This is a genomic window from Pseudomonas sp. FP597 (assembly GCF_030687435.1).
GTDB classification, from domain to species: Bacteria; Pseudomonadota; Gammaproteobacteria; order Pseudomonadales; family Pseudomonadaceae; genus Aquipseudomonas; species Aquipseudomonas lactucae.
Map to the genome: position 1 here is coordinate 1,092,456 of NZ_CP117432.1, position 25,675 is coordinate 1,118,130.

The window sequence follows — 25,675 nt, forward strand, 5'->3', positions numbered from 1 at the left end:
CTGGGCGCGCTCGTTTTTGAGCTTTCAATAATTTCAACAAGCGAGGAGGACCGCCATGGGCGTGACCAATCGGTTGGCCTGTTACTCCGACCCCGCCGACCACTATTCCCACCGGGTACGTATCGTGCTCGCAGAGAAGGGTGTCAGCGCCGAGATCATCAGTGTGGAGGTGGGTCGTCATCCGCCGAAGCTGATCGAAGTGAACCCTTACGGCAGCTTGCCCACCCTGGTCGATCGTGACTTGGCGTTGTGGGAGTCGACCGTGGTGATGGAATACCTGGATGAGCGTTACCCGCATCCGCCTTTGCTGCCGGTGTATCCGGTGGCGCGTGCCAACAGCCGTCTGCTGATCCATCGGATCCAGCGTGACTGGTGTGGGCTGGTGGACCTGATACTCGATTCGCGCAGTAAAGAGGCGGCCCGTGTTGTGGCGCGTAAGGAATTGCGCGAAAGCCTGACAGGCGTTTCGCCGTTGTTCGCCGATAAACCTTTTTTTCTCAGTGAGGAACAAAGTTTGGTGGATTGCTGCCTATTGCCGATACTCTGGCGTTTGCCGATCCTGGGCATTGAACTGCCACGGCCGGCCAAGCCGTTGCTTGATTACATGGAGCGCCAATTTGCGCGTGAGGCTTTCCAGGCGAGTCTGTCTGGTGTCGAACGCGATATGCGCTAAGGCTTAAGGAGCCGCTGATGAACTCCAGTCGACCCTACCTGGTCCGCGCGCTCTACGAGTGGATTGTGGACAACGATTGCACCCCGCACATGCTGGTCAATTCCGAGTTTCCTGCGGTTCAGGTACCGCAGGGTTTTGCCAGTGACGGGCAGATTGTGCTGAACGTGTCACCCAGTGCCGTGCGCCACCTGCACATGGACAATGAAGCAGTCAGCTTCGAAGGGCGTTTCGGCGGTGTGCCGCACACGCTGTACGTACCGATTGGCGCCATCCTCGGGATCTACGCCCGGGAGAATGGCCAAGGCATGGTGTTCGATCTGGAGTCGCCTTTCGAGGATGACGAAACGATCGAAAGTGAAGACGGTGATGATCTGCCGCCGCCCGATTCCGAGCCACCGCGTCCAAGCGGCCGGCCGAGTCTGAAAGTGGTCAAATAAGCGGTTTTTCCGTCAGACCTGCCTGAAAAATGCCTCGATTGATGTCGGGGCATTTTTTTGCGCGCAGGATATGGATGAAAGTCGTGCCCGGACGGTGATCGTACAACCGCCATGGGCTATGATGCGTGCTCAAGTTCACCGAGAAAGATGATCCATCATGGAAAACGCCAACACCGCCCCTCGTCTTCCCCGCAAGCGCCGCAGCCTTGCCCAGGAATTGGTCACGGTGTTGTCCGAGCAGATCCGCGATGGCGAGCTTAAACGGGGCGATAAACTGCCCACCGAATCGGCGATCATGCAAGCCCACGGTGTAAGCCGTACGGTGGTACGCGAAGCCATTTCGCGCCTGCAGGCGGCGGGGCAGGTGGAAACCCGTCACGGCATCGGCACCTTTGTACTGGATACGCCGAGCCCCAGCGGTTTTCGCATCGACCCGGCCACGGTGGTCACACTGCGTGATGTGCTGGCGATCCTGGAGCTGCGCATCAGCCTGGAAGTAGAGTCGGCCGGTCTGGCCGCACTGCGTCGCAGCGACGAGCAACTGGCGGCCATGCGCGCGGCGCTCGATGCCTTGAATGAAAGCGCCGCCCATGCGGGCGATGCGGTCGCTTCCGACTTCGCGTTCCACCTCGAAATTGCGCTGTCCACCGGCAACCGCTATTTCACCGACATCATGACTCACCTGGGCACCAGCATCATTCCGCGAACCCGCCTGAACTCGGCGCGCCTGGCTCATGACGACCAGCAGCATTACATGGGGCGTCTGAGCCGCGAACACGAAGAGATTTATGAAGCGATTGCCCGTCAGGATTCGGATGCAGCGCGTGCGGCGATGCGTTTGCACCTGACCAACAGCCGGGAGCGGCTGCGCCATGCGCATGAAGAGGCGCAGGCGCAGCGGGGGTAATAACCACGTTCAGCCTTTGAATCGTACTTCTACTTTTTTGGAGAGGATAGTCTGTCCTCCGTAGGTTTGGACCTCGTAGGCCAGCCACGCAGTTTTGCCTGGTAGTCGTTGTTGTGTTTCGTCATCCGGCGCCGTGGTGAAGCTGACGATGCGTGGTATTTCGATCGCATTGCCCGCGTGGGCTTCGAAGTACTCTTTGCTGTCCAGATCACGAGTGTCCTCTGGATCAGTTTCCAATAAAACTGCGCGAACGCTGACAGGGTTATCAGGCAGCGTCAGGGTCAAACCGGGCAAATCCTTGAAGTCGAGTTCATAAACGGGCGGTTCTCCTGTTGGCTTAATTCCATCGAGAGTTGGTTTTGAGTATTCCATGTTGATCGCTCCTTTTGTTTGCATCGGTAGCTGTTGATCAGCGCCGAAGCGTGGCTTCAGCTTTCAGCGGGTTATCCTCCTTCTTCTTCCAGGCGTTCTGTAACTGTTAGAAATTACAGTTACGACAGACGGTCCCCTGCGCTGCTCAAGGGCGACACGGGACCGATTACGTCAGGGCTGTGGGTGGTTTGGCTTATAGTCCTTGAGCAACAAATACGTACTCCACCCCCACCAGTCATTGGTCCAGCGCTTGTCGTTCAAGTCATTCACGTCCTTGCGACGCAGCACCTTGTCATCCTCCACTTTGAACAACGGCGAAAAATTGTTCGCCGGATTTTGCGCGGCGTTCAAGTCCGGTACATACAGCGGCGCCTTGAAATTGGCCGGGGAGGGCGTTGCACCGCTGATAAAGGTTTCGAAGATTTCATCAGCGGAAGCTTGAACCGCACGTTTGACCTGTGCCCGATTAGCCGCATCGAGGGTGTCGAAGTAGCGTTTGTCCCCATAGGCGTGCCACTCATCGCCCATGGCATTTTGCACCTTGAGCCCGAACTTGCTGTCTTCGTCGTGCATGAAGCGGCTGATCAGCGAACCGAGTTCGCTGGGTGTCACCACCGCAGCCAATTGCTTGCGTGGCACGCGCAGATGGCCTGCGGAAAACAGGTCGGTCAAAAAGTGATCAGCAAAGCCGTTCATGGCGTAAGCCAGCTCCAATGCCTGGTCGGTGCCGGTCTGGTGCGCCACCAACGCTTGTTGCAGCGCTGCGGTATGCCCGGCGAGGTACGCCGATAAGGCCCATTCACCGAAGTGGTCGGCATTGTCCGCCGCCAGTTTCAGGTAGCGCCCCAAGGGAATCAGCGCCGAAACCGCGCTGCCGCCGCCGGTGATGCGGTTCCATTCCTCGGACAACGTATCACCGAGGGCATCGTAGGCTTCGTGGGGTTGTTTGCCATCCTTGATCGCCTGGTTGACCGCGTTGATCTCCATTTGCATCACGGCGAGAATCTTGCCGGCCTCCATCCGTGATGCCGGCAATACCGCCAGCGAGTTGAAGGCGGCGTTGAAGCGTTGCACCCGCTCAGCCGGGGAGGCGCCATCGCTGATGGGGTGGCCGGGAATGCCATAGAAATCACCACCCAGAGCGATCACTTGGCCGTAGGTCAGCGCCAGCCCGTTGGGCAGGTGCAGCTCGATTTGGCGTGCGGGAATCGCCGGGGCGTCCTTGGCGAAGCGCAACAGGGTATCGTCGCCGATGGCGGTGTGTTCGCCGCCTTCGAAACGCAGGGTAGGTGGGTTCTTTTCGGGGGCTGCGAGTTCAAGACCTGACATGTTAGCTCCTTGCTATGTCGTAGGAATCTTCCTTGATAGCTGTATGTATATACAGTTAATTCGAGTATATATCGGGAAATTCCTACGTCAAGGGCGCACTTATCGACCAACCTGAAGATGAAGGTCGATGAATTGCAGTTGACGAATCTTTTTATAGTTGTACGATGACGTACGACATCACCAAAACCGACAACAATCTTTCGACAGAAAGTCTTTACCCAGGGTGTTCGAATAATGAATCCACAAGAACTGAAGTCCATCCTTTCCCACGGTCTGCTGTCTTTCCCCGTGACCGATTTCAATGCCCAGGGTGACTTCCACCAGGCGGGCTACATCAAGCGCCTTGAGTGGCTGGCCCCTTACGGCGCCACTGCTCTGTTCGCTGCCGGCGGCACCGGTGAGTTTTTCTCCCTGGCCGCCAGCGAATATTCCCAAGTGATAAAGACCGCTGTTGACACCTGCGCCACCAGCGTGCCGATCCTCGCGGGTGTCGGCGGTGCTACTCGCCAGGCGATCGAATACGCGCAAGAAGCCGAACGCCTCGGCGCCAAGGGCCTGCTGCTGTTGCCGCACTACCTCACCGAAGCCAGCCAGGACGGCGTTGCCGCCCACGTTGAAGCGGTCTGCAAATCGGTAAACATCGGCGTGGTGGTCTACAACCGCAACGTGTGCCGCCTGACCGCGCCGCTGCTGGAGCGCCTGGCCGAGCGTTGCCCGAACCTGATCGGCTACAAGGACGGCCTGGGTGACATCGAGTTGATGGTGTCGATTCGTCGTCGTCTCGGCGACCGTTTCAGCTACCTCGGCGGCCTGCCGACCGCAGAGGTTTACGCCGCTGCCTACAAGGCTCTGGGCGTGCCGGTGTACTCCTCGGCGGTGTTCAACTTCATCCCGAAAACCGCGATGGACTTCTACCACGCGATTGCCAAGGACGATCACGCCACCGTTGCCAAGATCATCGATGACTTCTTCCTGCCGTACCTGGACATCCGTAACCGCAAGGCCGGTTATGCGGTGAGCATCGTCAAGGCCGGTGCAAAAATCGTCGGCTATGACGCAGGCCCGGTGCGCACGCCGTTGACCGACCTGCTGCCGGAAGAATACGAAGCCCTGGCCGCGCTGATCGACAAGCAAGGCCCGCAATAACTTATCTACAAGGCCGCTGAGCAATCAGCGGCCTTTTGCGTCAGGAGAAGATTCGTGTCCCAAGCCAAGCGTTATGAAAACTATATCAACGGTCAGTGGGTGGCCGGCGCCGACTATTGCGCCAATATCAACCCATCGGAGTTGTCCGATGTCATCGGCGAGTACGCCAAGGCCGACGTCGCTCAGGTCAACGCCGCTATCGATGCTGCCCGCGCCGCGTTCCCGGCCTGGTCCACCTCCGGGATCCAGGCTCGCCACGATGCGTTGGATAAAGTCGGCAGCGAAATTCTCGCGCGCCGCGAAGAACTCGGCACCCTGCTGGCCCGTGAAGAGGGCAAGACCCTGCCCGAGGCTATCGGCGAAGTAACCCGCGCCGGTAACATCTTTAAATTCTTCGCCGGCGAGTGCCTGCGTCTGTCCGGTGACTACGTGCCGTCGGTGCGTCCGGGTGTCAATGTCGAAGTGACCCGCGAAGCCCTCGGCGTGGTCGGCTTGATCACCCCGTGGAACTTCCCGATTGCCATCCCCGCGTGGAAGATCGCCCCGGCCCTGGCCTACGGTAACTGCGTGGTGATCAAGCCGGCCGAACTGGTGCCGGGCTGTGCCTGGGCCCTGGCGGAAATTATTTCCCGCGCCGGTTTCCCGGCCGGCGTGTTCAACCTGGTGATGGGCAGCGGCCGTGTGGTCGGCGATGTGCTGGTCAACAGCCCGAAAGTCGACGGCATCAGCTTCACCGGTTCCGTCGGTGTGGGGCGTCAGATCGCAGTCAGCTGCGTGTCGCGCCAGGCCAAGGTGCAACTGGAAATGGGCGGCAAGAACCCGCAGATCATTCTCGACGACGCCGACCTCAAGCAGGCTGTCGAGCTGTCGGTGCAGAGCGCGTTCTACTCCACCGGCCAGCGTTGCACGGCATCGAGCCGTTTGATTGTCACCGCCGGTATTCACGACCAATTCGTCGCAGCCATGGCTGAGCGTATGAAGTCAATCAAGGTCGGCCACGCGCTCAAAAGCGGTACCGACATTGGCCCGGTAGTGTCCCAGGCCCAGCTTGACCAGGACATGAAATACATCGACATCGGCCAAAGCGAAGGTGCGCGGCTGGTCAGCGGTGGCGGCCTGGTGACCTGCGACACCGAAGGCTACTACCTGGCGCCGACGTTGTTTGCCGACAGCGAAGCCCAGATGCGCATCAGCCGTGAAGAAATCTTCGGCCCGGTGGCCAACGTAGTGCGCGTGGCGGACTACGAGGCGGCGCTGGCCATGGCCAACGACACCGAGTTCGGGTTGTCGGCGGGCATTGCCACCACTTCGCTGAAATACGCCAACCACTTCAAGCGCCACTCCCAGGCCGGGATGGTAATGGTCAACCTGCCGACCGCCGGTGTGGACTATCACGTTCCATTCGGTGGCCGTAAGGGCTCGTCCTACGGGTCGCGTGAGCAAGGTCGCTATGCGCAAGAGTTCTACACCGTGGTGAAAACCAGCTACATCGGTTCGTAACACGCAGTATCCGTGGGAGCCGGACGCCTGCCGGCTCCCACACTGAACACACATAACTATTACCCGCAAAAAAAATAATTAGTGGGAGTACATCTACATGCAAGCGACCAAGCCGACCCACGTCCGCTATTTGATCCTGCTCATGCTGTTCCTGGTGACCACGATCAACTACGCCGACCGGGCCACCATCGCCATCGCGGGCTCCAGCCTGCAAAAAGACCTCGGCATCGACGCGGTCACCCTCGGTTATATCTTCTCCGCATTCGGTTGGGCCTACGTGGCCGGGCAAATTCCCGGTGGCTGGCTGCTCGATCGTTTCGGCTCGAAAAAAGTCTATGCCCTGAGCATCTTCACCTGGTCACTGTTCACCGTGCTGCAAGGCTATGTCGGTGAGTTCGGTGTCTCCACCGCAGTGGTTGCGCTGTTCATGCTGCGCTTCATGGTGGGCCTGGCCGAAGCGCCGTCCTTCCCGGGTAATGCGCGAATTGTCGCCGCCTGGTTCCCCACCGCTGAACGCGGCACGGCATCGGCGATCTTCAACTCGGCGCAATACTTCGCCACGGTGTTGTTCGCGCCGCTGATGGGTTGGATCGTCTACCGCTTCGGCTGGCAGCACGTGTTTATCGTGATGGGCGTGATTGGCATTCTGTTTTCACTGGTCTGGCTGAAAGTTATCCACAGCCCGCGCCAGCACCCGATGATCAACGAAGCCGAGTTCAATCATATCGCCGCCAATGGCGCGATGGTCGATATGGACCAGGACAAGGGCAAGGGTAAGAAAACCGACGGGCCGAAGTGGGATTACATCCGCCAACTGCTGACCAACCGCATGATGCTGGGCGTTTACCTGGGCCAGTACTGCATCAACGGCATCACCTACTTCTTCCTGACCTGGTTCCCGGTGTACCTGGTGCAGGACCGTGGCATGACCATCCTCAAGGCCGGTTTCATTGCCTCCTTACCGGCGATTTGCGGGTTTATCGGCGGCGTGCTGGGCGGAGTGATTTCCGACTATCTGCTGCGCAAGGGCCATTCGCTGACCTTCGCGCGCAAGGCGCCGATCATTGCCGGTTTGCTGGTGTCCAGCAGCATCATTGCGTGTAACTACGTCGACGTTGAGTGGATGGTGGTGGGTTTCATGGCCTTGGCCTTCTTCGGCAAGGGCGTTGGCGCACTCGGTTGGGCGGTGGTGTCCGACACCTCGCCGAAACAAATCGCCGGCCTCAGTGGCGGCCTGTTCAACACCTTCGGTAACCTGGCCTCGATCACCACCCCGATCGTGATCGGCTACATCATCAGCACCACTGGCTCGTTCAAGTGGGCCCTGGTGTTCGTCGGCACCAACGCGCTGGTGGCGGTGTTCAGCTACCTGGTCATCGTCGGCCCGATCAAGCGTGTAGTACTCAAAGAGCCGCCAAGCAAGGGGCCAGAGTTGAACAACCTAACCCAAGCGCATTCCTGAGAGGCACCGTGATGCAGTTGATTGAACATGCCGACTCGCCACGCTCCATTCGTTTGCACGAGCGCGACAACGTAGTGATCGTGGTGAATGACCAGGGCGTGCCGGCCGGGACCGAGTTCCCGGACGGCCTGGTGACGGTGGATTTCATCCCCCAGAGCCACAAGGTGACCCTGGAAGATATCCCTGAAGGCGGAGAGATTATTCGCTACGGCCAGACCATTGGTTACGCCTTGGCGCCGATTCCACGCGGCAGTTGGGTCCAGGAAGATCAACTGCGCATGCCGACCGCGCCACCCCTGGACAGCCTGCCACTGTCCACCGAAGTGCCGGAGCGCCAGGCGCCGCTGGAAGGCTTCACGTTCGAGGGCTATCGCAACGCCGACGGTACTGTGGGCACGCGCAATATCCTGGGTATCACCACCACGGTGCAGTGCGTGACCGGGGTGCTGGACCATGCGGTCAAGCGCATCAAGGACGAGCTGCTGCCCAAGTACCCGCATGTCGATGACGTGGTGGCGCTGACCCACAGCTATGGCTGCGGGGTGGCGATCACCGCCACTGACGCTTACATTCCGATCCGCACCGTGCGCAATCTGGCGCGCAACCCGAACCTGGGAGGCGAAGCATTGGTGATCAGCCTGGGCTGCGAGAAATTGCAGGCCGGGCAGGTGATGCATGACAACGACAGCTCGGTCGACCTGAGCGAGCCGTGGTTGTACCGGCTGCAGGATTCCAGCCACGGTTTTACCGAAATGATCGAGCAGATCATGGCGTTGGCTGAAACCCGCCTGAAAAAACTCGACCAGCGCCGCCGCGAAACCGTGCCGGCCTCCGAGCTGATTTTGGGCATGCAATGTGGTGGCAGTGATGCGTTTTCCGGCATCACCGCCAACCCGGCGCTGGGCTACGCCTCGGACCTGTTGCTGCGGGCCGGGGCGACGGTGATGTTTTCCGAAGTCACCGAAGTACGCGATGCCATCTACCTGCTGACTTCTCGTGCGCAGACAAAGGAAGTTGCCGAAGAGCTGGTGCGTGAAATGGACTGGTACGACCGTTACCTTGCCAAGGGCGAGGCGGACCGCAGCGCCAACACCACGCCGGGCAACAAGAAGGGTGGGTTGTCGAATATTGTCGAGAAGTCCTTGGGCTCCATCGTCAAATCCGGCAGCAGCGCGATCAATGGCGTGCTGGGCCCTGGCGAGCGGTTCAAGGGCAAGGGTTTGATCTTTTGCGCCACGCCGGCCAGTGATTTTGTGTGCGGCACCTTGCAACTGGCGGCGGGGATGAACCTGCATGTGTTCACCACCGGGCGTGGCACGCCTTACGGTCTGGCGATGGCGCCGGTGGTGAAAGTCTCGACGCGTACGGAGTTGGCGCAGCGCTGGCCGGACCTCATCGATATCGACGCCGGGCGCATCGCCACCGGGCGGGCGACTATCGAGGAGCTGGGCTGGGAGTTGTTCCACTTCTACCTGGATGTGGCCAGCGGCAAGAAGCAGACCTGGGCGGAGCATCACAAGCTGCATAACGACATCACCCTGTTCAACCCTGCGCCGATTACCTGACTGTGGTGAGCGGGCTTGCCCCGCACTGGGTGGCGAAGCCGCCCCATCTCCGGCACTGAGTTTCTCCAGTTGGAACTCAGTCGCTTGGGTTTGGGGCGGCTTCGCCACCCAACGCGGGGCAAGCCCGCTCATTACAAGGATCTAGACCAGACGAAGCGGCCTACACTGGCTTATCATTAGCCACCTAACGACGCTCACCAAGGTTCTTCCCGGCATGCTGGTTATCTTCCTCACCACCCTCACCATCACCGCGCCGGTGTTTGCCATGCTGTTTCTCGGTGTGCTGCTCAAGCGCATCAACTGGATCAACGACAACTTCATCCACACGGCTTCGTCCCTGGTGTTCAACGTCACCATGCCGGCGCTGCTGTTCCTGGGCATCCTGCATGCCGACCTGCATTCGGCGCTCAAGCCGGGGCTGCTGATTTATTTTTCAATCGCCACGTTGGTGAGCTTTGCCCTGGCCTGGGGCTGGGCGATCTTTCGTTGCAAGCGTGAAGACCGCGGCATTTACACCCAGGGCGCGTTTCGCGGCAATAACGGGGTGATCGGCCTGGCGCTGGCGGCCAGCATGTACGGCGACTATGGGATCTCGCTGGGCGCGGTCCTCGCGGCGCTGGTGATTTTGTTCTACAACACCCTGTCGACCATTGTGTTGGCGGTGTATAGCCCGGTGATCAAGTCCGACCCCTGGAGCATTTTCAAGAGCGTGGTGGCCAACCCGTTGATCATCAGCGTGATCGTGGCGGCGCCGTTCGCCTATTTTCAGATTGGCCTGCCCGGCTGGCTGGAAAAGTCCTTGGCGTACTTGGCCGATACCACCTTGCCACTGGCCTTGATCTGCATCGGCGGCACCTTGTCCCTGGCGGCGCTGCGCAAAAGCGGCAACATGGCCTTGAGCGCGAGCTTGATGAAAATGGTCTGGTTGCCGGTTGTCGCCACCCTGGGTGCCTGGCTGCTGGGCTTTCGCGGGCCGGAACTGGGGATTCTGTTTTTGTACTTTGGCGCACCGACGGCTGCGGCGAGCTTTGTGATGGCCAGGGCGGCCGAGGGCAATCATGAGTTGGCGGCGGCGATTATCGTGATCACCACGCTGATGGCGGCGGTGACCACGAATATCGGTATTTTTGTGTTGCAGGCGGGTGGGTGGATCTGAATGCTGCCTGACAGTTACTGCTGATCGGCCTGATACGCCTCGATCACTTCCTGCGCCGCGCGAAACGCATCAATCGCCGCCGGCACGCCCGCATACACCGCGCAATGCAGCAGCGCTTCGCGAATCTCTTCCACGGTGCAGCCATTGTTCAGTGCGCCGCGCACGTGGCCTTTAAGCTCCTGCGGGCATTTGAGTGCGGTGAGGGCGGCGAGGGTGATCAGGCTGCGGGTCTTGAGCGGCAAACCTTCGCGACTCCACACGCTGCCCCAGGCATGTTCGTTGACGAAATCCTGCAGCGGCTGGGTGAATTCAGTGGCGTTGCCCAGGGCGCGGTCGACGAATACGTCACCCATGACCTGGCGGCGCATTTCAACTCCGGACTTTTTCTGATCGGTCATTGCGATTCCCTCTTGTGTTGGCGGCGCCAGGCGCGCAGTGAGGTGAACACCAGGAACACCACCAGCGCCGGCAGGACGTAATGCAGCATCAATTGTTCCAGCTTGTTGGCCAGGGGCATGCCGGTGGTGAATGACATCACATGCAGCCCATACGCCAGGTACAGCCCCAGCAGCACCAGGCCTTCGGCGCGGGTCACGCGGTAGCCGGTGTAGAACACCGGCAGGCACAACACCACCACGCCGAGCATCACCGGCAAGTCGAAGTCCAGAGCGTTGGGTGATACCGACAACGGCGACGGCGCCAACAGCGCGGTGAGCCCCAGCACGCCGAGCAGATTGAACAAATTGCTGCCGATCACATTGCCCACGGCAATTTCCCGCTGGCCGCGCAACGCGGCAATCAGCGAGGTGGCCAGGCAGGGCAGCGAAGTGCCGACGCCGATCAGCGTCAGGCCGACAATGCGTTCCGACAAGCCCAGGTCGCTCGCCACATCCACCGCCGCGCCCAGCAGCAGATGCCCGGCCAGCGCCAGGATCAGAAAGCCGCCGAGCATCAGCAGCACGCTGCTCAGCCAGGGCGCCTGGGCTACGGTGTCCAATGTGCGCGGGCGGCGCGAGTGGCGGGTCTGGTAGTGCAGCACCGCGAGGTAGGCCAGCAAGGCGATCAGCAGGAAAAGCCCGTCGATCGGGGTCAGCTCTTCGTTGGCCGCGAGGATAAACACCAGCAGGCCGGCAAGGATCATCACCGGGATATCCAGGCGCACCAGTTGCCGCGAGACGCGCAGGGGAATGATCAGCGCCGACAGGCCCAGGGTCACCAGGACATTGAAGATACTGCTGCCGATCACACTGCCCACGGCGATATCGGTGTTGCCGGCCAGGGTCGCCTGCAGGCTGACCGTCATCTGTGGTGCGCTGCTGCCGAAGGCCACGATGGTCAGGCCGATGATCAATGGCCGCACCTTGAGGCTTGCCGCCAGGCGCACGGCGGCGCGCACCAGGATCTCGGCACCAACGATCAGCAGCAGCAGGCCGCTGACCAGCTCGAGCAGGCTCCAGGGCGAAAGGGCGGTTAATCCGAAAATGGCCAGGCTCCCTCGTTCAGTTGCTCATGGCTTGCACGCGAACCCTGGCGGTGCCGCTGCGCAGCATGCCCAGTTGTTCGGCGGCGCGCCGTGAAAGATCAATCAAGCGCCCACGGGTATGCGGGCCGCGATCATTGATGCGGACCACGACGGATTTGTCGTTGTCCAGATTGGTGACCTTGACCTGGGTGCCGAAGGGCAGCCGCCGGTGGGCAGCGGTCAGGGAGTTTTGGTTGAAAGGTTCACCGCTGGCGGTTTTTTTGCCATGGTGCCGGGCGCCGTAATAGGAGGCGGTACCGGTTTCGTCGTAGCCGTTGGGGTCGATGAGGCCGCTGGCGCAACCGGTCAGCAGAGAAAACAGGGCCAGGAGGCCCAGTAGACGCTTCATTCAAGGAATCCCATATCAAATGTGGGAGGTCCGAGCCGAGCATGAGATCACACCCGGCCCCTTCATCGCAATCAGCCTTCGAGCTTGCTTTTGAGCAGTTCGTTCACCTGTTGCGGGTTGGCCTTGCCCTTGGAGGCTTTCATGGCCTGGCCGACAAAGAAACCGAACATTTTGCCGCGCTTGGCTTCGTCTGCCGCGCGGTATTGCTCGACCTGTTCGGCGTTGGCCGCCAGCATTTCATCGAGTACGGCCGAGATGGCGCCGCTGTCGGTGACTTGCTTGAGGCCGCGCTTCTCGATGATTTCGTCGGCAGTGCCTTCGCCAGCAGCCATCGCTTCAAACACGGTCTTGGCGATTTTGCCGGAGATCGTGTTGTCCTTGATGCGCAGCAGCATGCCGCCCAATTGCTCGGCGGTCACCGGGGCGTCGTCGATTTCCAGGCCCTGTTTGTTCAACAGGCTGCCCAGTTCGACCATTACCCAGTTGGCTGCCAGTTTGGCGTCACCGGCAATGCTCACGACTTTTTCGAAGTAGTTGGCTTGTTCGCGGCTGGAGGCCAAAACGCTGGCATCGTAGACCGACAGGCCGAACTGCGCCTGGAAGCGTTCGCGTTTCTGCTGCGGCAGCTCCGGCAGGGTGGCGCGCACGTCATTGAGGAACGAGTCCTCGAGCACCACCGGCAACAGGTCCGGGTCGGGGAAGTAACGGTAGTCGTTGGCTTCCTCTTTGCTGCGCATGGCGCGGGTTTCGTCTTTGTTCGGGTCGTACAGGCGCGTTTGCTGGATCACCTTGCCGCCGTCCTCGATCAGTTCGATCTGGCGACGCACTTCGGTGTTGATCGCCTTCTCGATGAAACGGAACGAGTTGACGTTCTTGATCTCGCAACGCGTGCCGTACTCGGCCTGGCCTTTGGGGCGCACCGACACGTTGCAGTCACAACGCAGCGAGCCCTCGGCCATGTTGCCGTCGCAGATACCCAGGTAGCGCACCAGCGCATGGATGGTCTTGACGTAGGCCACGGCTTCCTTGGCGCTGCGCATATCCGGTTCGGACACGATCTCCAGCAGCGGCGTGCCGGCACGGTTCAGGTCGATACCGGTGGCCCCGGGGAATTCTTCGTGCAGGCTTTTGCCGGCGTCTTCTTCCAGGTGCGCGCGGGTCACGCCGACACGCTTGATGGTGCCGTCTTCCAGCGGAATATCCAGGTGGCCCTTGCCGACGATCGGCAGCTCCATCTGGCTGATCTGGTAGCCCTTGGGCAGGTCCGGGTAGAAGTAGTTCTTGCGCGCAAACACGTTGTGCTGGCCGATCTCGGCGTCAATCGCCAGGCCGAACATCACCGCCATGCGCACCGCTTCCTGGTTCAGCACCGGCAAGACGCCGGGCATGCCCAGGTCGACCAGGCTGGCCTGGGTGTTGGGCTCGGAGCCGAACGTGGTGGCGCTACCGGAGAAAATCTTCGATTGGGTGGCGAGCTGGGTATGAATCTCCAGCCCGATCACAACTTCCCATTGCATAGTGTTCTCCTCAGAAGCCGGTAGGGGTGCGAGTGTGCCAGTCGGTGTTCAACTGGTACTGGTGCGCCACATTGAGCAGGCGGCCTTCCTGGAAATACGGGGCGAGCAATTGCACGCCCACCGGCAGGCCATCGACGAAACCGGCGGGCATGGACAAGCCCGGCAGGCCCGCGAGGTTGGCGGTGATGGTGTAGAGGTCTTCCAGGTACTCGGCGATCGGGTCGCCGGTCTTGGCACCGATCTTCCAGGCCGGGTTCGGCGTGGTCGGGCCGAGGATCACGTCGACTTCTTCAAAGGCGGCCATGAAGTCGTTCTTGATAAGGCGACGGATTTTTTGCGCCTTGAGGTAGTACGCATCGTAGTAGCCGGCCGACAGGGCGTAGGCCCCGACCATGATGCGGCGCTGTACTTCGGCGCCGAAGCCTTCGCCACGGGAGCGTTTGTACAGGTCAGTGAGGTCCTTCGGGTTTTCGCAGCGGTAGCCGAAGCGCACGCCGTCGAAACGCGACAGGTTGGAAGAGGCTTCCGCCGGCGCGATCACGTAGTACGCAGGAATCGCGTGCTGGTTGTTCGGCAAGCTGACTTCCTTGATCACGGCGCCGAGCTTTTCCAGCTCTTTGATGCTGTTGTGCACCAACTGGGCGATACGCGGGTCGAGGCCGGCGCTGAAGTATTCCTTCGGCACGCCGATGCGCAGGCCCTTGATCGAGGTATTGAGGCTGGCGCTGTAGTCCGGCACCGGTTCATCGATGCTGGTGGAGTCCTGCGTGTCGAAGCCTGCCATGCCTTGTAACAAGATCGCGCAGTCTTCAGCGGTACGGGCCAGCGGGCCGCCCTGATCGAGGCTGGAGGCGTAGGCGATCATGCCCCAACGGGAGACGCGACCGTACGTCGGCTTCAAACCGGTGAGGTTGGTGAACGCAGCGGGTTGGCGGATGGAGCCGCCGGTGTCGGTGGCCGTGGCGGCCGGCAGGAAGCGCGCGGCAACGGCGGCGGCCGAACCGCCGGACGAACCGCCAGGCACGTGCTCCAGGTTCCACGGGTTTTTTACCGCGCCGTAGTAGCTCGATTCGTTGGCCGACCCCATGGCGAATTCGTCCATGTTGGTCTTGCCCAGGGTCACTGCGCCGGCGGCGGCCAGCTTGGCGACCACGGTGGCGTCGTAGGGTGCCTTGAAGTTGTCGAGCATCTTCGAGCCGCAACTGGTGCGAATGCCCTGGGTGCAGAACAGGTCTTTGTGGGCGATCGGGGCGCCCAGCAGTGCGCCGTTTTCACCGTTGGCGCGACGTGCGTCGGCGGCCTTGGCCTGGCTCAGGGCCAGCTCTTCGGTGAGGCTGATGAAGCAGTTGACCTTGGGGCCCAGCTCGGCGATACGCGCCAGCAGGGTCGTGGTCAGCTCTTCGGAAGAAAACTTTTTGTCGGCGAGACCGCGGGCGATCTCGGCCAGAGTCATGTGATGCATGAAAGGCTCTTTCCCTTTAGTCGATGACTTTCGGAACCAGGTACAGGCCGTTTTCGACCGCTGGCGCGATGGATTGGTAGGCCTCGCGATTATTGCGTTCGGTCACGACGTCCGCGCGCAGGCGCTGGCTGGCTTCCAGCGGATGAGCCAGGGGCTCGATACCGTCGGTATTCACCGCCTGCATTTGGTCAACCAGCCCGAGAATGCTGTTCAGGGCTGCGGTGGTCTGTGGAAGATCGGCTTCATTCAGGCCAAGCGAGGCCAGATGAGCGATTTTTTCCACGTCGGAGCGTTCAAGCGCCATGGGAATCTCCAGTGGAAAACAGAACGGAAGCTGTCCGTGTGTTAGATTGTCGGAACACTACCGCATTTCTACGGTCTTACGGCCGCGATTGTGGGGTTAGGTGCACAGAAAGTCGGCCAATTTAGCACATTGGCGCCTTGCCCAAAATCCCTGTCGTTGTTAGAGTTTGCCGCACTTTTTTACCCACGCGTTGCCTAGGGTCCCTTTCCCATGTTCAAGAAACTGCGTGGCATGTTTTCCAGCGATCTTTCCATTGACCTGGGCACTGCCAACACCCTTATTTACGTGCGCGAGCGCGGTATCGTTCTGAATGAGCCATCGGTTGTGGCCATTCGGACCCATGGTAATCAGAAAAGTGTCGTTGCCGTCGGCACCGAGGCCAAGCGCATGCTCGGCCGAACACCCGGCAATATCGCCGCCATTCGTCCGATGAAGGATGGCGTGATCGCCGACTTCAGTGTCTGCGAAAAGATGCTGCAGTACTTCATCAACAAGGTTCACGAAAACAGTTTCCTGCAGCCCAGCCCTCGTGTGCTGATCTGCGTTCCGTGCAAGTCCACCCAGGTGGAGCGACGTGCCATCCGTGAATCGGCCCTCGGTGCCGGTGCCCGCGAAGTGTTCCTGATCGAAGAGCCAATGGCCGCTGCGATCGGTGCCGGCCTGCCGGTTGAAGAAGCGCGCGGTTCGATGGTGGTGGATATCGGTGGTGGTACCACTGAAATCGCCCTGATTTCCCTGAATGGTGTGGTGTATGCCGAATCCGTACGCGTTGGCGGCGACCGCTTCGACGAAGCGATCATCACGTATGTGCGTCGTAACTACGGCAGCCTGATCGGCGAGTCCACCGCCGAGCGCATCAAGCAGGAAATCGGCACCGCTTACCCGGGCGGCGAAGTTCGCGAAGTCGATGTTCGCGGCCGCAACCTGGCCGAAGGCGTTCCGCGTGCCTTCACCCTGAACTCCAATGAAGTGCTGGAAGCTCTGCAAGAGTCCCTGGCCACCATCGTTCAGGCTGTGAAGAGCGCCCTGGAGCAATCGCCGCCGGAACTGGCTTCCGATATCGCCGAGCGCGGCCTGGTGCTGACCGGTGGTGGAGCCTTGCTGCGCGACCTCGACAAGTTGCTGGCCCAGGAAACCGGTCTGCCGGTGATCGTCGCCGAAGACCCGCTGACCTGCGTTGCCCGTGGCGGTGGTCGTGCACTGGAAATGATGGATAAACACACCATGGACCTGCTCTCCAGCGAATAAGATCGTTGGTGGCGCCATGTTTCGCCCGCAGGCAGCACTTTGCAGTGCTGCCTGTTGGCGTTTATCGTCTTCAATCTGCATCCAGGCCGGTTAGATGCCGTATGAATAAAGAAAATATTTGCCTGGGAGGAGCGGCTTATTAAACCGCTTTTCGCCAAAGGCCCCTCATTGGGCGTGCGCTTATTGGTGCTGGTCGTGCTTTCGGTCGCGCTGATGGTGGTCGATGCCCGCTTCGCACTGCTCAAGCCCGTGCGCAGCCAGATGTCGCTGGTGTTGATGCAGACCTACTGGATCACCGACCTGCCGCAACGTCTCTACCAGGGCGTGGCCAGCCAATTCGGCAGCCGCACCGAGCTCGTCGCCGAAAACGAAAAACTCAAGACCGAAAACCTGCTGCTGCAGGGGCGCATGCAAAAGCTCGCGGCCCTGACCGAGCAGAACGTTCGGCTGCGCGAGTTGCTCAATTCTTCCGCGCTGGTCAACGAGAAGGTCGAAGTGGCCGAGTTGATCGGCATGGACCCCAATCCCTTCACGCATCGCATCATCATCAACAAGGGTGAGCGCGACGGCGTGGTTCTCGGCCAGCCAGTGCTCGATGCTCGTGGCTTGATGGGCCAGGTGGTGGAGTTGATGCCCTACACCTCGCGGGTCCTGCTGCTGACGGACACGACCCACAGCATTCCGGTGCAGGTCAATCGTAACGGTTTGCGCGCAATCGCCAGCGGTACCGGCAACCCGGAGCGCCTGGAGTTGCGGCACGTGGCCGACACCGCCGACATCAAGGAAGGCGACCTGTTGGTCAGTTCCGGCCTGGGCCAGCGCTTTCCGGCGGGATACCCGGTGGCGACGGTCAAGGAAGTGATCCACGATTCCGGCCAGCCATTTGCCATTGTGCGCGCCGTGCCGACCGCAGCGCTGAACCGCAGCCGTTACCTGCTGCTGGTATTCAGCGACAACCGCACCCCGGAAGAGCGCGCCAACGATGCCGCCCAGGCCCAGGAAGCGGAAGACCGGAAGAACGGCACCGCGCCGATCATTCCGGCAACGGTGCCCAAGCCTGCCTCGGCGACGCCTGCAGTGCCTGCGACAACTGCGCCGGCCACGGCGCCGGTGGCCACGCCCGTCAAGCCCGTCAAGCCTGCTGCCCACAGTACGCCCGCGGTGAAACCGGCAGCGGCCAAACCGCCGACCACCACGACGCCAGCCGTCAAGCCAGCGACCGCCGCCCCGACGACCACACGGCAGAGGGAGGAATAATGGCCGGTACACATTCACGCAATGGTTGGATCGTCTGGCTGACATTCGCCATCGGCTTGCTGCTCAGCGTTTCGCCGCTGCCGCAGTTCATGGAAATCCTGCGCCCGCTCTGGTTGGCATTGCTGCTGGCTTTCTGGTCGCTGAACCTGCCGCACAAAGTGGGCATGGTCACGGCCATGTTCCTGGGTTTGGCGGAAGATGTGCTGTACGGCACTTTGCTTGGCCAGAACGCATTGATCCTCACGCTGATCACGTTTCTTGTGCTGTCGTTGCAGCAGCGTTTGCGTATGTTCCCGATGTGGCAGCAATGCCTGGTGATCCTGGTGATCTTCGGCCTGGCGCAGCTTGTTCAATTATGGCTCAGCGCCTTGACCGGCAACCGCCAGCCAACCCTGGCGCTGGTGTTGCCGGCACTGGTCAGCGCGCTGCTGTGGCCGTGGATCAGTTTTGGCCTGCGTGGGCTGCGTCGTCGCTATAAAATCAATTGAATGGATTGCGAGGCTCTGCCTGGTTATCGAACTCTACAGGGAGAGTCTGCAATGAATTCGCTTTATCTGGCCTCGGGTTCTCCGAGGCGGCGTGAGCTGCTGACCCAGATCGGTGTGCCCTTCACCGTGGTGAGCGCCGCTATCGATGAAACACCTCTTACTGATGAACCGGCTGTGGCCTATGTCGAGCGTCTTGCACGCGGCAAGGCGACGGCCGGTTTTGCTGCACTTGGGCACACGCCTGGCGCCTGCGTGCTGGGGGCGGACACCGCCGTGATCGTCGACGGCCAGATCCTCGGCAAACCGGTCGACCAGGCCGATGCGCTGGCGATGTTGATGACCTTGGCGGGGCGCGAGCATGAAGTCCTCACCGCTATCGCCGTCACTGACGGTCAACGTTGCGAAACCGTATGTGTAAGCAGTCGTGTACTTTTTCGTGGGATTTCTGTCGGAGAGGCAACCACCTACTGGCACAGTGGCGAACCCCGGGACAAGGCGGGCGGCTATGCTATCCAAGGGCTTGGGTCGGTGTTTGTCGCCGGGCTCAATGGCAGTTATTCCGCCGTGGTAGGCCTGCCGGTGTGCGAAACCGCACAACTGCTCGACCGATTCGGCATACCCTGTTGGCAACACCTTACCGCGCGCTGAACGCGTTACTCCAGCGCCCAGCCTTAAGCGACCGGTCACTATTGTGAAAACGCCTGAACGAGACCCAGCCATGAGTGAAGAGATTCTGATCAATATCACGCCGATGGAATCGCGCGTGGCGGTGGTAGAGAACGGTGTTCTGCAAGAAGTGCATGTTGAGCGCACCCAGAAGCGCGGGATCGTTGGCAATATCTACAAAGGCAAGGTGGTGCGCGTGTTGCCGGGGATGCAGGCGGCCTTCGTCGACATCGGCCTGGACCGCGCCGCCTTCATCCATGCTTCGGAAATTTCCCTGCGTGAGGGCCCTGCGGTAGAAAGCATCAGTGCCCTGGTGCACGAGGGGCAGAGCCTGGTGGTGCAAGTCACCAAGGACCCCATCGGTTCCAAGGGCGCACGCCTGACCACGCAACTGTCGATCCCTTCGCGCTACCTGGTGTACATGCCGCGTACGGCGCATGTCGGCATTTCCCTGAAAATCGAAGATGAAGGCGAGCGTGAGCGCCTGAAAAAGGTGGTCAGCGATTGCGTGGCCGCCGAAGGTATCAAGGAGGCGGGCGGTTTTATCCTGCGCACCGCCGCTGAAGGCGCCGGTGCCGATGAGATCCTGATGGACATCCGCTATCTGCGGCGTCTGTGGGACCAGATCGGCGCTCAGATCAAGACCATCGGCGCGCCAAGTGTCATCTATGAAGACCTGGGCCTGGCCCTGCGCACATTGCGTGATCTGGTCAGTCCCAAGATCGAGAAAATTCGCATCGACTCGCGGGAAACCTTCCAGCGCACCACGCAATTTGTTGCCGAGCTGATGCCGGAAATTGCCGACCGCCTGGAACACTATCCTGGCGAGCGGCCGATCTTCGACCTGTACGGCGTCGAAGACGAAATCCAGAAGGCTCTGGAGCGCAAGGTGCCGCTCAAGTCCGGTGGCTATCTGGTGGTGGACCCGGCGGAAGCCATGACCACCATTGACGTCAACACCGGCGCGTTTGTAGGCCATCGCAACCTCGAAGAAACCATCTTCAAGACCAACCTCGAAGCGGCCACCGCGATTGCGCGCCAACTGCGCCTGCGTAACCTGGGCGGGATCATCATCATCGACTTCATCGACATGGAAGATGAAGAGCACCAGCGCCAAGTATTGCGCACGCTCGAGAAGCAACTGGAGCGCGATCACGCCAAGACCAACATCATCGGCATTACCGAACTGGGACTGGTGCAGATGACCCGCAAACGCACACGCGAGAGCCTTGAACAGGTGTTGTGCGAGCCGTGCAGCAGTTGCCAGGGGCGCGGTAAGTTGAAGACGCCGGAAACGGTTTGCTACGAGATTTTCCGGGAAATCCTACGAGAGGCACGTGCCTACCAGGCCGAAGGTTATAGAGTGCTTGCCAACCAGAAAGTGGTCGACCGCCTGCTGGATGAAGAGTCCGGTAATGTTGCCGAGCTGGAGGGATTTATCGGGCGCACCATTCGCTTTCAGGTAGAAACCATGTATTCCCAGGAACAATACGACGTGGTGCTGCTCTGATCCGCATTCGCTTGCCTTTTTTGATGCCGGCAGACCTTGTTCTGTCGTCTGCCTACTGCCTTGAGGGTCGCCTGACATGGAGCGTCTGACACGCTTTTTTGCCGCTTTGACCCGTTGGGGCCTGGGCTTGTGCGCGTTGCTGCTGGTATTGGCGGCGGTGTACGTGAGCCTGGGTCGTGAGTTGACACCGCTGGTTGCCGAATACCGTGCGCAAGTCGAAGCCAGGGCCGAGGGCGCGGTCGGCATGCCGACGCACATTGGCAGTCTTGAGGGGCGCTGGAGCGGTTTCGCGCCGGTGCTTCTGGCCCGTGATGTGATGGTGGGCGAGGGCAGCAATGCCTTGCGCCTGGATCAGGTGGAAGTGGTGCCGGATATCTGGGCCAGCCTGATGGCGCGCGAAGTGCGCCTGGCTCACCTGCAACTCAGTGGGCTGCAACTGAGCGCCAAGGAAGACAAGGACGGCCATTGGGCACTGCAAGGCCTGCCGATGCAGGACGACCAGCCGCTGGACCCAGAGCAGTTGCTCACGCGCATGCAGATGGTCAAGCGTGTGTCGCTGCTCGACAGCCAGGTCACCCTGCAACCGCTTGACCAGGCACCGCTGACCCTTACCTATGTAGGCCTCAGCCTGCATACCGGCGTCACCCGTCAACGCCTCGACGCGCGCCTGACCCTGCCCGACGGCCAGCCCCTGGCAGTGAGCCTGCGCAGCCGCATACGTGCCAGCCAATGGAAAGACGCACAAGTCCAGGCCTACCTCAGCCTGCCGCAGAGTGACTGGGCCAAGTGGATTCCGGCCAAACTGACTCAGCAGTGGAAACTCACGCAGTTCAAGGCCGGTGGGGAGTTCTGGCTGAACTGGGGCAAAGGCACCGTGCAAGGTGCGGTGGTGCGCCTCAACTCGCCGCAGGTCAAGGGCAGTTACGCCGAGCGTAAGCCGGTGCACATCGAAAACCTCGCCCTTACCGCCTACCTGCAACGCAGTGATAGTGGCCTGAAGGTGCTGTTTGATTCGTTGGCGATGAACCTGGGTGACACCCGCTGGGAATCGCGCCTGCAATTGCAGCAAAGCCTGGCGACCGACAAGGACCAGGAGGTCTGGAACCTGCAGGCCGACCGCCTCGACCTGACGCCGATCACGCCGCTGCTCAACGCCTTGGCGCCGTTGCCGGAAGGCGTCGCCAAAACCGTTGAACACCTCAAGGCCACGGGCGTGCTGCGTAATGTGCTGGTGGACTTCCGGCCCCAGGACACTACCGATCAAAAAGTCAGTTTTGCCGCCAACCTGGAGCGGGTGGGCTTTGATGCCTACTTTGGCGCGCCTGCCGCGCGCAACGTGTCCGGGAGCATCAGCGGTGACCTGGGCCATGGCGAATTGCGCATGGACAGCAAAGACTTCTCCCTGCACCTCGACCCGATCTTCGCCAAGCCCTGGCAATACCTCCAGGCCAACGCACGGCTGACCTGGAAGCTCGACGCACAAGGCTTCACCCTGATCGCGCCGTATATCAAGGTGCTGGGGGAGGAAGGCAAGATCGCCGCCGACTTCCTCATTCGCCTGAATTTCGACCACAACCAGGAAGACTACATGGACCTGCGGGTCGGCATGGTCGATGGCGATGGGCGCTTTACTCCCAAATACCTGCCCGCCGTGCTGAGCCCGGCGCTGGATGAGTGGCTGCGCACGGCGATTCTCAAGGGCGCGGTGGACCAGGGTTTCTTCCAGTACCAAGGCTCGCTGAGCCACGGTGCGTTGCCAGCCTCGCGCAATATCAGCCTATTCTTCAAGGTGCATGACGCCGAGCTGGCGTTCCAGCCGGGCTGGCCTCATGTGAGCAAGGTCGATGGCGAAGTGTTTGTCGAGGAGAGCGGTGTGCGCATCCTGGCGAGCAAAGGCCAATTGCTCGACACCCAGGTCAACGACATCTACGTCAATATTCCCCATGCGCTGCCCGGCAAGGACAGTCATTTGCTGCTGACCGGCGCTTTTGCCGGTGGCCTGGGCGATGGCCTGAAAATCCTGCAGGAGGCGCCGATCGGCACCGCTTCGACCTTCGCCGGCTGGAAGGGCGAAGGCGATCTGCAAGGCAAGCTGGACCTGGATATTCCCCTGGTCAAAGGCACCGAGCCCAAGATCGTGGTGGACTTCCAGACCGACAAGGCGCGCCTGCAACTGGCCGAGCCGACCCTGGACGTGACGCAGCTCAAGGGCGATTTTCGCTTCGACAGCACCAAGGGCTTGAGTGGCGAGAAAATCACGGCCCAAGCGTTCGACCGGCCGATCACTGCGCAGATCTTCGCCAATGGCAAGCCGGGTGATCTCAGCACGCGGGTTGCGGTGAAGGGCCAGGTGACGGTCAAGCGGCTCACCGACTGGCTGAAAATCACTCAACCCCTGCCGGTGTCCGGCGATATTCCCTATCAGTTACAGCTCGACCTGGACGGTGCCGACAGCCAACTGATGGTCAGCTCCAACCTCAAGGGCGTCGCGGTGGACTTGCCGGCACCGTTCGGCATGCCGGCCAGCCAGGGGCGTGACAGTGCGTTCCGTATGACCTTGCAAGGCGCCGAGCGCCGGTATTGGTTCGATTACGGCGAGCTGGCGAACTTCACCTTTGCTGCACCTGCGAGTTCATTCAATGAAGGCCGTGGCGAGTTGTTCCTCGGTGATGGCGACGCGGTGCTACCGGGCGCAAAGGGCTTGCGTATCCGAGGCGTGCTTTCGGAGTTGGATATCGATCCGTGGCGCAAGCTGGTCAACCAATACGCCGGCAATGACCCCGGCGGCAGCGCCAAGCAATTGCTCAGCGGTGCCGACTTCAAGATCGGCAAACTCACTGGCCTGGGTACTCAGTTCGATCAGGTCAACCTGCAGTTGAACCGCAAATCCGCCGCTTGGGGCTTGCAGCTCGACAGCCGGCAGGCCAAGGGCAGCGTCAGCCTGCCGGACGCCAAGGGCGCGCCGATTGCGGTCAACCTGCAGTACGTGAAACTGCCGGCCGTGGACCCGACGATACAGGCTGATGAAAATGCACCGGACCCGCTGGCCAGCATAGATCCCAAGGATATTCCGGCGCTGGATATCGCCATCGATCAACTGTTCCAGGGGCCGGACCTGGTGGGCGCGTGGTCATTGAAAATTCGTCCAACCGCGAAGGGACTGGCCTTCAATGATCTGGACCTGGGTCTCAAGGGTATGCTGCTCAAAGGGGCCGGGGGATGGGAAGGTTCGCCGGGCGACAGCGGCAGTTGGTACAAGGGGCGTCTGGACGGCAAGAATATTGGCGATGTACTCAAGGGCTGGGGCTTTGCGCCCACGGTGACCAGTGAGGACTTCCACCTGGATGTGGATGGGCGTTGGCCGGGTTCGCCGGCCTGGGTTGGGCCTAAGCGCTTCTCCGGCAGCCTGGATGCAACCTTTCGCAAGGGCCAGTTCGTTGAAGTGGAGGGCGGCGCCCAGGCGTTGCGGGTATTTGGCCTGCTCAACTTCAACTCCATCGGGCGCAGACTGCGCCTGGACTTTTCGGACCTGCTTGGCAAAGGCTTGAGCTATGACCGGGTCAAAGGCTTGTTGGCCGCGAGCAATGGCGTGTTCGTGACTCGTGAGCCGATCACGCTGACCGGTCCGTCAAGCAATCTGGAACTCAACGGCACCCTGGATCTGGTGGCTGACCGCGTCGATGCCAAGCTGCTGGTGACGTTGCCGGTGACCAATAACCTGCCGATCGCGGCGTTGATCGTCGGCGCGCCGGCCATTGGCGGCGCGTTGTTCCTGATCGACAAGCTGATCGGTGATCGGGTGTCGCGCTTTGCCAGCGTGCAATACAAAGTGGAGGGGCCGTGGAAGGACCCGAAAATCACCTTCGACAAGCCATTTGAAAAACCAAACTGAGAGCCTGTGGAGTAGCATGACCGCATGCCCATTACGGAGTGTCGGCCCATGTCCTTTGCGGTAATTCAAATGGTCAGCCAGAGCGATGTGCTGACCAATCTGGCCCAGGCCCGGCGCTTGCTGGAACAAGCGGCGGCCGGCGGTGCGAAGCTTGCGGTGCTGCCGGAAAACTTCGCCGCCATGGGTCGCCGCGACGTCGCGGATATCGGCCGTGCCGAAGCGCTGGGCGAAGGTCCGATCCTGCCGTGGTTGAAACAGACCGCCCGCGACCTCACCTTATGGATAGTGGCTGGCACTTTGCCGTTGCCGCCCAGGGATCAACCGAACGCCAAGGCCAATGCCTGCTCGCTGCTGATTGATTATCACGGTGAAATCGTCGCCCGTTACGACAAACTGCATTTGTTCGATGTGGATGTGGCGGACGCTCGGGGTCGCTATCGCGAGTCTGATGACTATGCTTTCGGAAGCAATGTGGTGGTGGCCGATACGCCGGTCGGCCGTTTGGGCCTGACGGTGTGTTACGACCTGCGCTTCCCCGAGTTGTACAGCGAGTTGCGTGCCGCAGGCGCTGAATTGATTAGCGCGCCTTCAGCGTTTACCGCCGTGACCGGGGCCGCGCATTGGGATGTACTGATTCGCGCGCGGGCCATCGAAACCCAGTGCTACCTGCTGGCGGCTGCCCAGGGCGGTGTGCATCCGGGGCCACGGGAAACCCATGGGCACGCGGCAATTGTCGACCCGTGGGGGCGTGTGCTGGCCCAACGGGATCAAGGCGAGGCGGTGTTGCTGGCCGAACGCGATAGTACTGAACAGGCGTCGATACGGGCGCGCATGCCGGTGGTCAACCATCGGCGCTTTTTCTCGCAGGGCGCACAGCGGCCTGCTTCGGAACGATGAATTTAAGGCCAAACCT

At 60.8% G+C, this 25,675-nt stretch carries 23 protein-coding genes; 15 read left to right on the plus strand and 8 right to left on the minus strand.

Translation table 11 applies throughout. From position 1 onward, the window contains the following. Positions 1-55 precede the first annotated feature (55 nt). The 3 genes from PSH66_RS04985 to PSH66_RS04995 all read left to right on the plus strand — a co-directional run bounded on the left by PSH66_RS04985 (position 56) and on the right by PSH66_RS04995 (position 2,017). A complete protein-coding gene (locus PSH66_RS04985) occupies positions 56-673 on the plus strand; it encodes a glutathione S-transferase N-terminal domain-containing protein (RefSeq protein WP_003171748.1) in 618 nt (205 codons plus the stop codon). Positions 674-690: 17 nt separating this feature from the next. Next, positions 691-1,110, plus strand: coding sequence for a ClpXP protease specificity-enhancing factor (locus PSH66_RS04990; RefSeq protein WP_003171749.1), 420 nt, complete (start codon positions 691-693; stop codon positions 1,108-1,110). Positions 1,111-1,267: 157 nt separating this feature from the next. Next, positions 1,268-2,017, plus strand: a complete 750-nt coding sequence (locus tag PSH66_RS04995) for a FadR/GntR family transcriptional regulator (protein ID WP_078731558.1) — start codon at positions 1,268-1,270, stop codon at positions 2,015-2,017. A 9-nt stretch (positions 2,018-2,026) separates the two neighbouring features. On the opposite strand, the gene PSH66_RS05000 is transcribed toward PSH66_RS04995, so the two are convergent. Together PSH66_RS05000 and PSH66_RS05005 are read right to left on the minus strand one after the other, a co-directional pair. After that, positions 2,027-2,389 (minus strand): hypothetical protein, encoded by a 363-nt coding sequence (locus PSH66_RS05000; RefSeq protein WP_305428502.1) that lies wholly within the window; start codon positions 2,387-2,389, stop codon positions 2,027-2,029. 171 nt (positions 2,390-2,560) lie between these two features. After that, positions 2,561-3,718 carry a phospholipase gene (locus PSH66_RS05005; RefSeq protein WP_305428503.1) on the minus strand — a complete coding sequence of 386 codons (1,158 nt, stop codon included), beginning with the start codon at positions 3,716-3,718 and terminating at the stop codon, positions 2,561-2,563. A gap of 234 nt (positions 3,719-3,952) precedes the next feature. On the opposite strand from PSH66_RS05005, the gene kdgD reads away from it, so the two are divergent. The 5 genes from kdgD (at position 3,953) to PSH66_RS05030 (ending at position 10,547) form a co-directional block, all read left to right on the plus strand. Further along, positions 3,953-4,864, plus strand: coding sequence for a 5-dehydro-4-deoxyglucarate dehydratase (gene kdgD / locus PSH66_RS05010; RefSeq protein WP_003171753.1), 912 nt, complete (start codon positions 3,953-3,955; stop codon positions 4,862-4,864). 54 nt (positions 4,865-4,918) lie between these two features. Beyond that, the gene (locus PSH66_RS05015) at positions 4,919-6,364 is read left to right on the plus strand and encodes an aldehyde dehydrogenase family protein (RefSeq protein WP_141064362.1); all 1,446 of its coding nucleotides are present in this window, start codon (positions 4,919-4,921) and stop codon (positions 6,362-6,364) included. A 97-nt stretch (positions 6,365-6,461) separates the two neighbouring features. After that, positions 6,462-7,826 carry an MFS transporter gene (locus tag PSH66_RS05020; RefSeq protein ID WP_305428504.1) on the plus strand — a complete coding sequence of 455 codons (1,365 nt, stop codon included), beginning with the start codon at positions 6,462-6,464 and terminating at the stop codon, positions 7,824-7,826. An 11-nt stretch (positions 7,827-7,837) separates the two neighbouring features. After that, positions 7,838-9,391, plus strand: a complete 1,554-nt coding sequence (gene garD, locus PSH66_RS05025; protein WP_003171756.1) for a galactarate dehydratase — start codon at positions 7,838-7,840, stop codon at positions 9,389-9,391. A gap of 214 nt (positions 9,392-9,605) precedes the next feature. Beyond that, on the plus strand, positions 9,606-10,547 hold the full coding sequence (locus PSH66_RS05030; protein WP_003171757.1) for an AEC family transporter: 942 nt from the start codon (positions 9,606-9,608) through the stop codon (positions 10,545-10,547). Between the two features lie 14 nt (positions 10,548-10,561). Here the strand turns inward: PSH66_RS05030 and PSH66_RS05035 are convergent, their stop codons facing one another. The 6 genes from PSH66_RS05035 to gatC form a co-directional block, all read right to left on the minus strand. Continuing rightward, positions 10,562-10,945, minus strand: coding sequence for a carboxymuconolactone decarboxylase family protein (locus tag PSH66_RS05035; RefSeq protein ID WP_003171758.1), 384 nt, complete (start codon positions 10,943-10,945; stop codon positions 10,562-10,564). Beyond that, the gene (locus tag PSH66_RS05040) at positions 10,942-11,988 is read right to left on the minus strand and encodes a calcium/sodium antiporter (RefSeq protein WP_042944178.1); all 1,047 of its coding nucleotides are present in this window, start codon (positions 11,986-11,988) and stop codon (positions 10,942-10,944) included. The genes PSH66_RS05035 and PSH66_RS05040 overlap by 4 nt, the downstream gene beginning before the upstream one ends. 58 nt (positions 11,989-12,046) lie before the next feature. After that, the gene (locus PSH66_RS05045) at positions 12,047-12,418 is read right to left on the minus strand and encodes a septal ring lytic transglycosylase RlpA family protein (RefSeq protein ID WP_003171760.1); all 372 of its coding nucleotides are present in this window, start codon (positions 12,416-12,418) and stop codon (positions 12,047-12,049) included. Positions 12,419-12,489: 71 nt separating this feature from the next. Continuing rightward, positions 12,490-13,935 carry an Asp-tRNA(Asn)/Glu-tRNA(Gln) amidotransferase subunit GatB gene (gatB, locus tag PSH66_RS05050; RefSeq protein WP_003171761.1) on the minus strand — a complete coding sequence of 482 codons (1,446 nt, stop codon included), beginning with the start codon at positions 13,933-13,935 and terminating at the stop codon, positions 12,490-12,492. A gap of 10 nt (positions 13,936-13,945) precedes the next feature. Beyond that, on the minus strand, positions 13,946-15,397 hold the full coding sequence (gatA, locus tag PSH66_RS05055; RefSeq protein WP_305428505.1) for an Asp-tRNA(Asn)/Glu-tRNA(Gln) amidotransferase subunit GatA: 1,452 nt from the start codon (positions 15,395-15,397) through the stop codon (positions 13,946-13,948). A 16-nt stretch (positions 15,398-15,413) separates the two neighbouring features. After that, a complete protein-coding gene (gene gatC, locus PSH66_RS05060) occupies positions 15,414-15,701 on the minus strand; it encodes an Asp-tRNA(Asn)/Glu-tRNA(Gln) amidotransferase subunit GatC (RefSeq protein WP_003171764.1) in 288 nt (95 codons plus the stop codon). Between the two features lie 210 nt (positions 15,702-15,911). On the opposite strand from gatC, the gene mreB reads away from it, so the two are divergent. From mreB to PSH66_RS05095, 7 genes are all read left to right on the plus strand, one after another. Next, positions 15,912-16,949: a rod shape-determining protein MreB gene (gene mreB, locus PSH66_RS05065; RefSeq protein WP_002555108.1), complete on the plus strand. Its 1,038-nt coding sequence runs from the start codon at positions 15,912-15,914 to the stop codon at positions 16,947-16,949. 168 nt (positions 16,950-17,117) lie between these two features. Beyond that, on the plus strand, positions 17,118-18,206 hold the full coding sequence (mreC, locus tag PSH66_RS05070) for a rod shape-determining protein MreC (protein WP_042944180.1): 1,089 nt from the start codon (positions 17,118-17,120) through the stop codon (positions 18,204-18,206). Next, a complete protein-coding gene (gene mreD, locus PSH66_RS05075) occupies positions 18,206-18,694 on the plus strand; it encodes a rod shape-determining protein MreD (protein ID WP_003171788.1) in 489 nt (162 codons plus the stop codon). The genes mreC and mreD overlap by 1 nt, the downstream gene beginning before the upstream one ends. Before the next feature lie 51 nt (positions 18,695-18,745). Continuing rightward, positions 18,746-19,342, plus strand: a complete 597-nt coding sequence (locus tag PSH66_RS05080; RefSeq protein ID WP_305428506.1) for a nucleoside triphosphate pyrophosphatase — start codon at positions 18,746-18,748, stop codon at positions 19,340-19,342. A 70-nt stretch (positions 19,343-19,412) separates the two neighbouring features. After that, complete coding sequence (rng, locus tag PSH66_RS05085; RefSeq protein WP_003171790.1) at positions 19,413-20,870, plus strand: ribonuclease G; 1,458 nt, start codon at positions 19,413-19,415, stop codon at positions 20,868-20,870. 76 nt (positions 20,871-20,946) lie between these two features. Further along, on the plus strand, positions 20,947-24,762 hold the full coding sequence (locus PSH66_RS05090; protein ID WP_305428507.1) for a YhdP family protein: 3,816 nt from the start codon (positions 20,947-20,949) through the stop codon (positions 24,760-24,762). A 48-nt stretch (positions 24,763-24,810) separates the two neighbouring features. Next, on the plus strand, positions 24,811-25,659 hold the full coding sequence (locus tag PSH66_RS05095; RefSeq protein WP_305428508.1) for a carbon-nitrogen hydrolase family protein: 849 nt from the start codon (positions 24,811-24,813) through the stop codon (positions 25,657-25,659). Positions 25,660-25,675 lie beyond the last annotated feature (16 nt).

Bases quoted from the DNA above. Each gene is read 5' to 3' on its own strand.
- PSH66_RS04985 (WP_003171748.1), top strand. From the start codon at position 56: ATGGGCGTGACCAATCGGTTGGCCTGTTACTCCGACCCCGCCGACCAC.
- PSH66_RS04990 (WP_003171749.1), top strand. From the start codon at position 691: ATGAACTCCAGTCGACCCTACCTGGTCCGCGCGCTCTACGAGTGGATT.
- PSH66_RS04995 (WP_078731558.1), top strand. From the start codon at position 1,268: ATGGAAAACGCCAACACCGCCCCTCGTCTTCCCCGCAAGCGCCGCAGC.
- PSH66_RS05000 (WP_305428502.1), bottom strand. From the start codon at position 2,389: ATGGAATACTCAAAACCAACTCTCGATGGAATTAAGCCAACAGGAGAA.
- PSH66_RS05005 (WP_305428503.1), bottom strand. From the start codon at position 3,718: ATGTCAGGTCTTGAACTCGCAGCCCCCGAAAAGAACCCACCTACCCTG.
- kdgD (WP_003171753.1), top strand. From the start codon at position 3,953: ATGAATCCACAAGAACTGAAGTCCATCCTTTCCCACGGTCTGCTGTCT.
- PSH66_RS05020 (WP_305428504.1), top strand. From the start codon at position 6,462: ATGCAAGCGACCAAGCCGACCCACGTCCGCTATTTGATCCTGCTCATG.
- garD (WP_003171756.1), top strand. From the start codon at position 7,838: ATGCAGTTGATTGAACATGCCGACTCGCCACGCTCCATTCGTTTGCAC.
- PSH66_RS05030 (WP_003171757.1), top strand. From the start codon at position 9,606: ATGCTGGTTATCTTCCTCACCACCCTCACCATCACCGCGCCGGTGTTT.
- PSH66_RS05035 (WP_003171758.1), bottom strand. From the start codon at position 10,945: ATGACCGATCAGAAAAAGTCCGGAGTTGAAATGCGCCGCCAGGTCATG.
- PSH66_RS05045 (WP_003171760.1), bottom strand. From the start codon at position 12,418: ATGAAGCGTCTACTGGGCCTCCTGGCCCTGTTTTCTCTGCTGACCGGT.
- gatB (WP_003171761.1), bottom strand. From the start codon at position 13,935: ATGCAATGGGAAGTTGTGATCGGGCTGGAGATTCATACCCAGCTCGCC.
- gatA (WP_305428505.1), bottom strand. From the start codon at position 15,397: ATGCATCACATGACTCTGGCCGAGATCGCCCGCGGTCTCGCCGACAAA.
- gatC (WP_003171764.1), bottom strand. From the start codon at position 15,701: ATGGCGCTTGAACGCTCCGACGTGGAAAAAATCGCTCATCTGGCCTCG.
- mreB (WP_002555108.1), top strand. From the start codon at position 15,912: ATGTTCAAGAAACTGCGTGGCATGTTTTCCAGCGATCTTTCCATTGAC.
- mreD (WP_003171788.1), top strand. From the start codon at position 18,206: ATGGCCGGTACACATTCACGCAATGGTTGGATCGTCTGGCTGACATTC.
- PSH66_RS05080 (WP_305428506.1), top strand. From the start codon at position 18,746: ATGAATTCGCTTTATCTGGCCTCGGGTTCTCCGAGGCGGCGTGAGCTG.
- rng (WP_003171790.1), top strand. From the start codon at position 19,413: ATGAGTGAAGAGATTCTGATCAATATCACGCCGATGGAATCGCGCGTG.
- PSH66_RS05090 (WP_305428507.1), top strand. From the start codon at position 20,947: ATGGAGCGTCTGACACGCTTTTTTGCCGCTTTGACCCGTTGGGGCCTG.
- PSH66_RS05095 (WP_305428508.1), top strand. From the start codon at position 24,811: ATGTCCTTTGCGGTAATTCAAATGGTCAGCCAGAGCGATGTGCTGACC.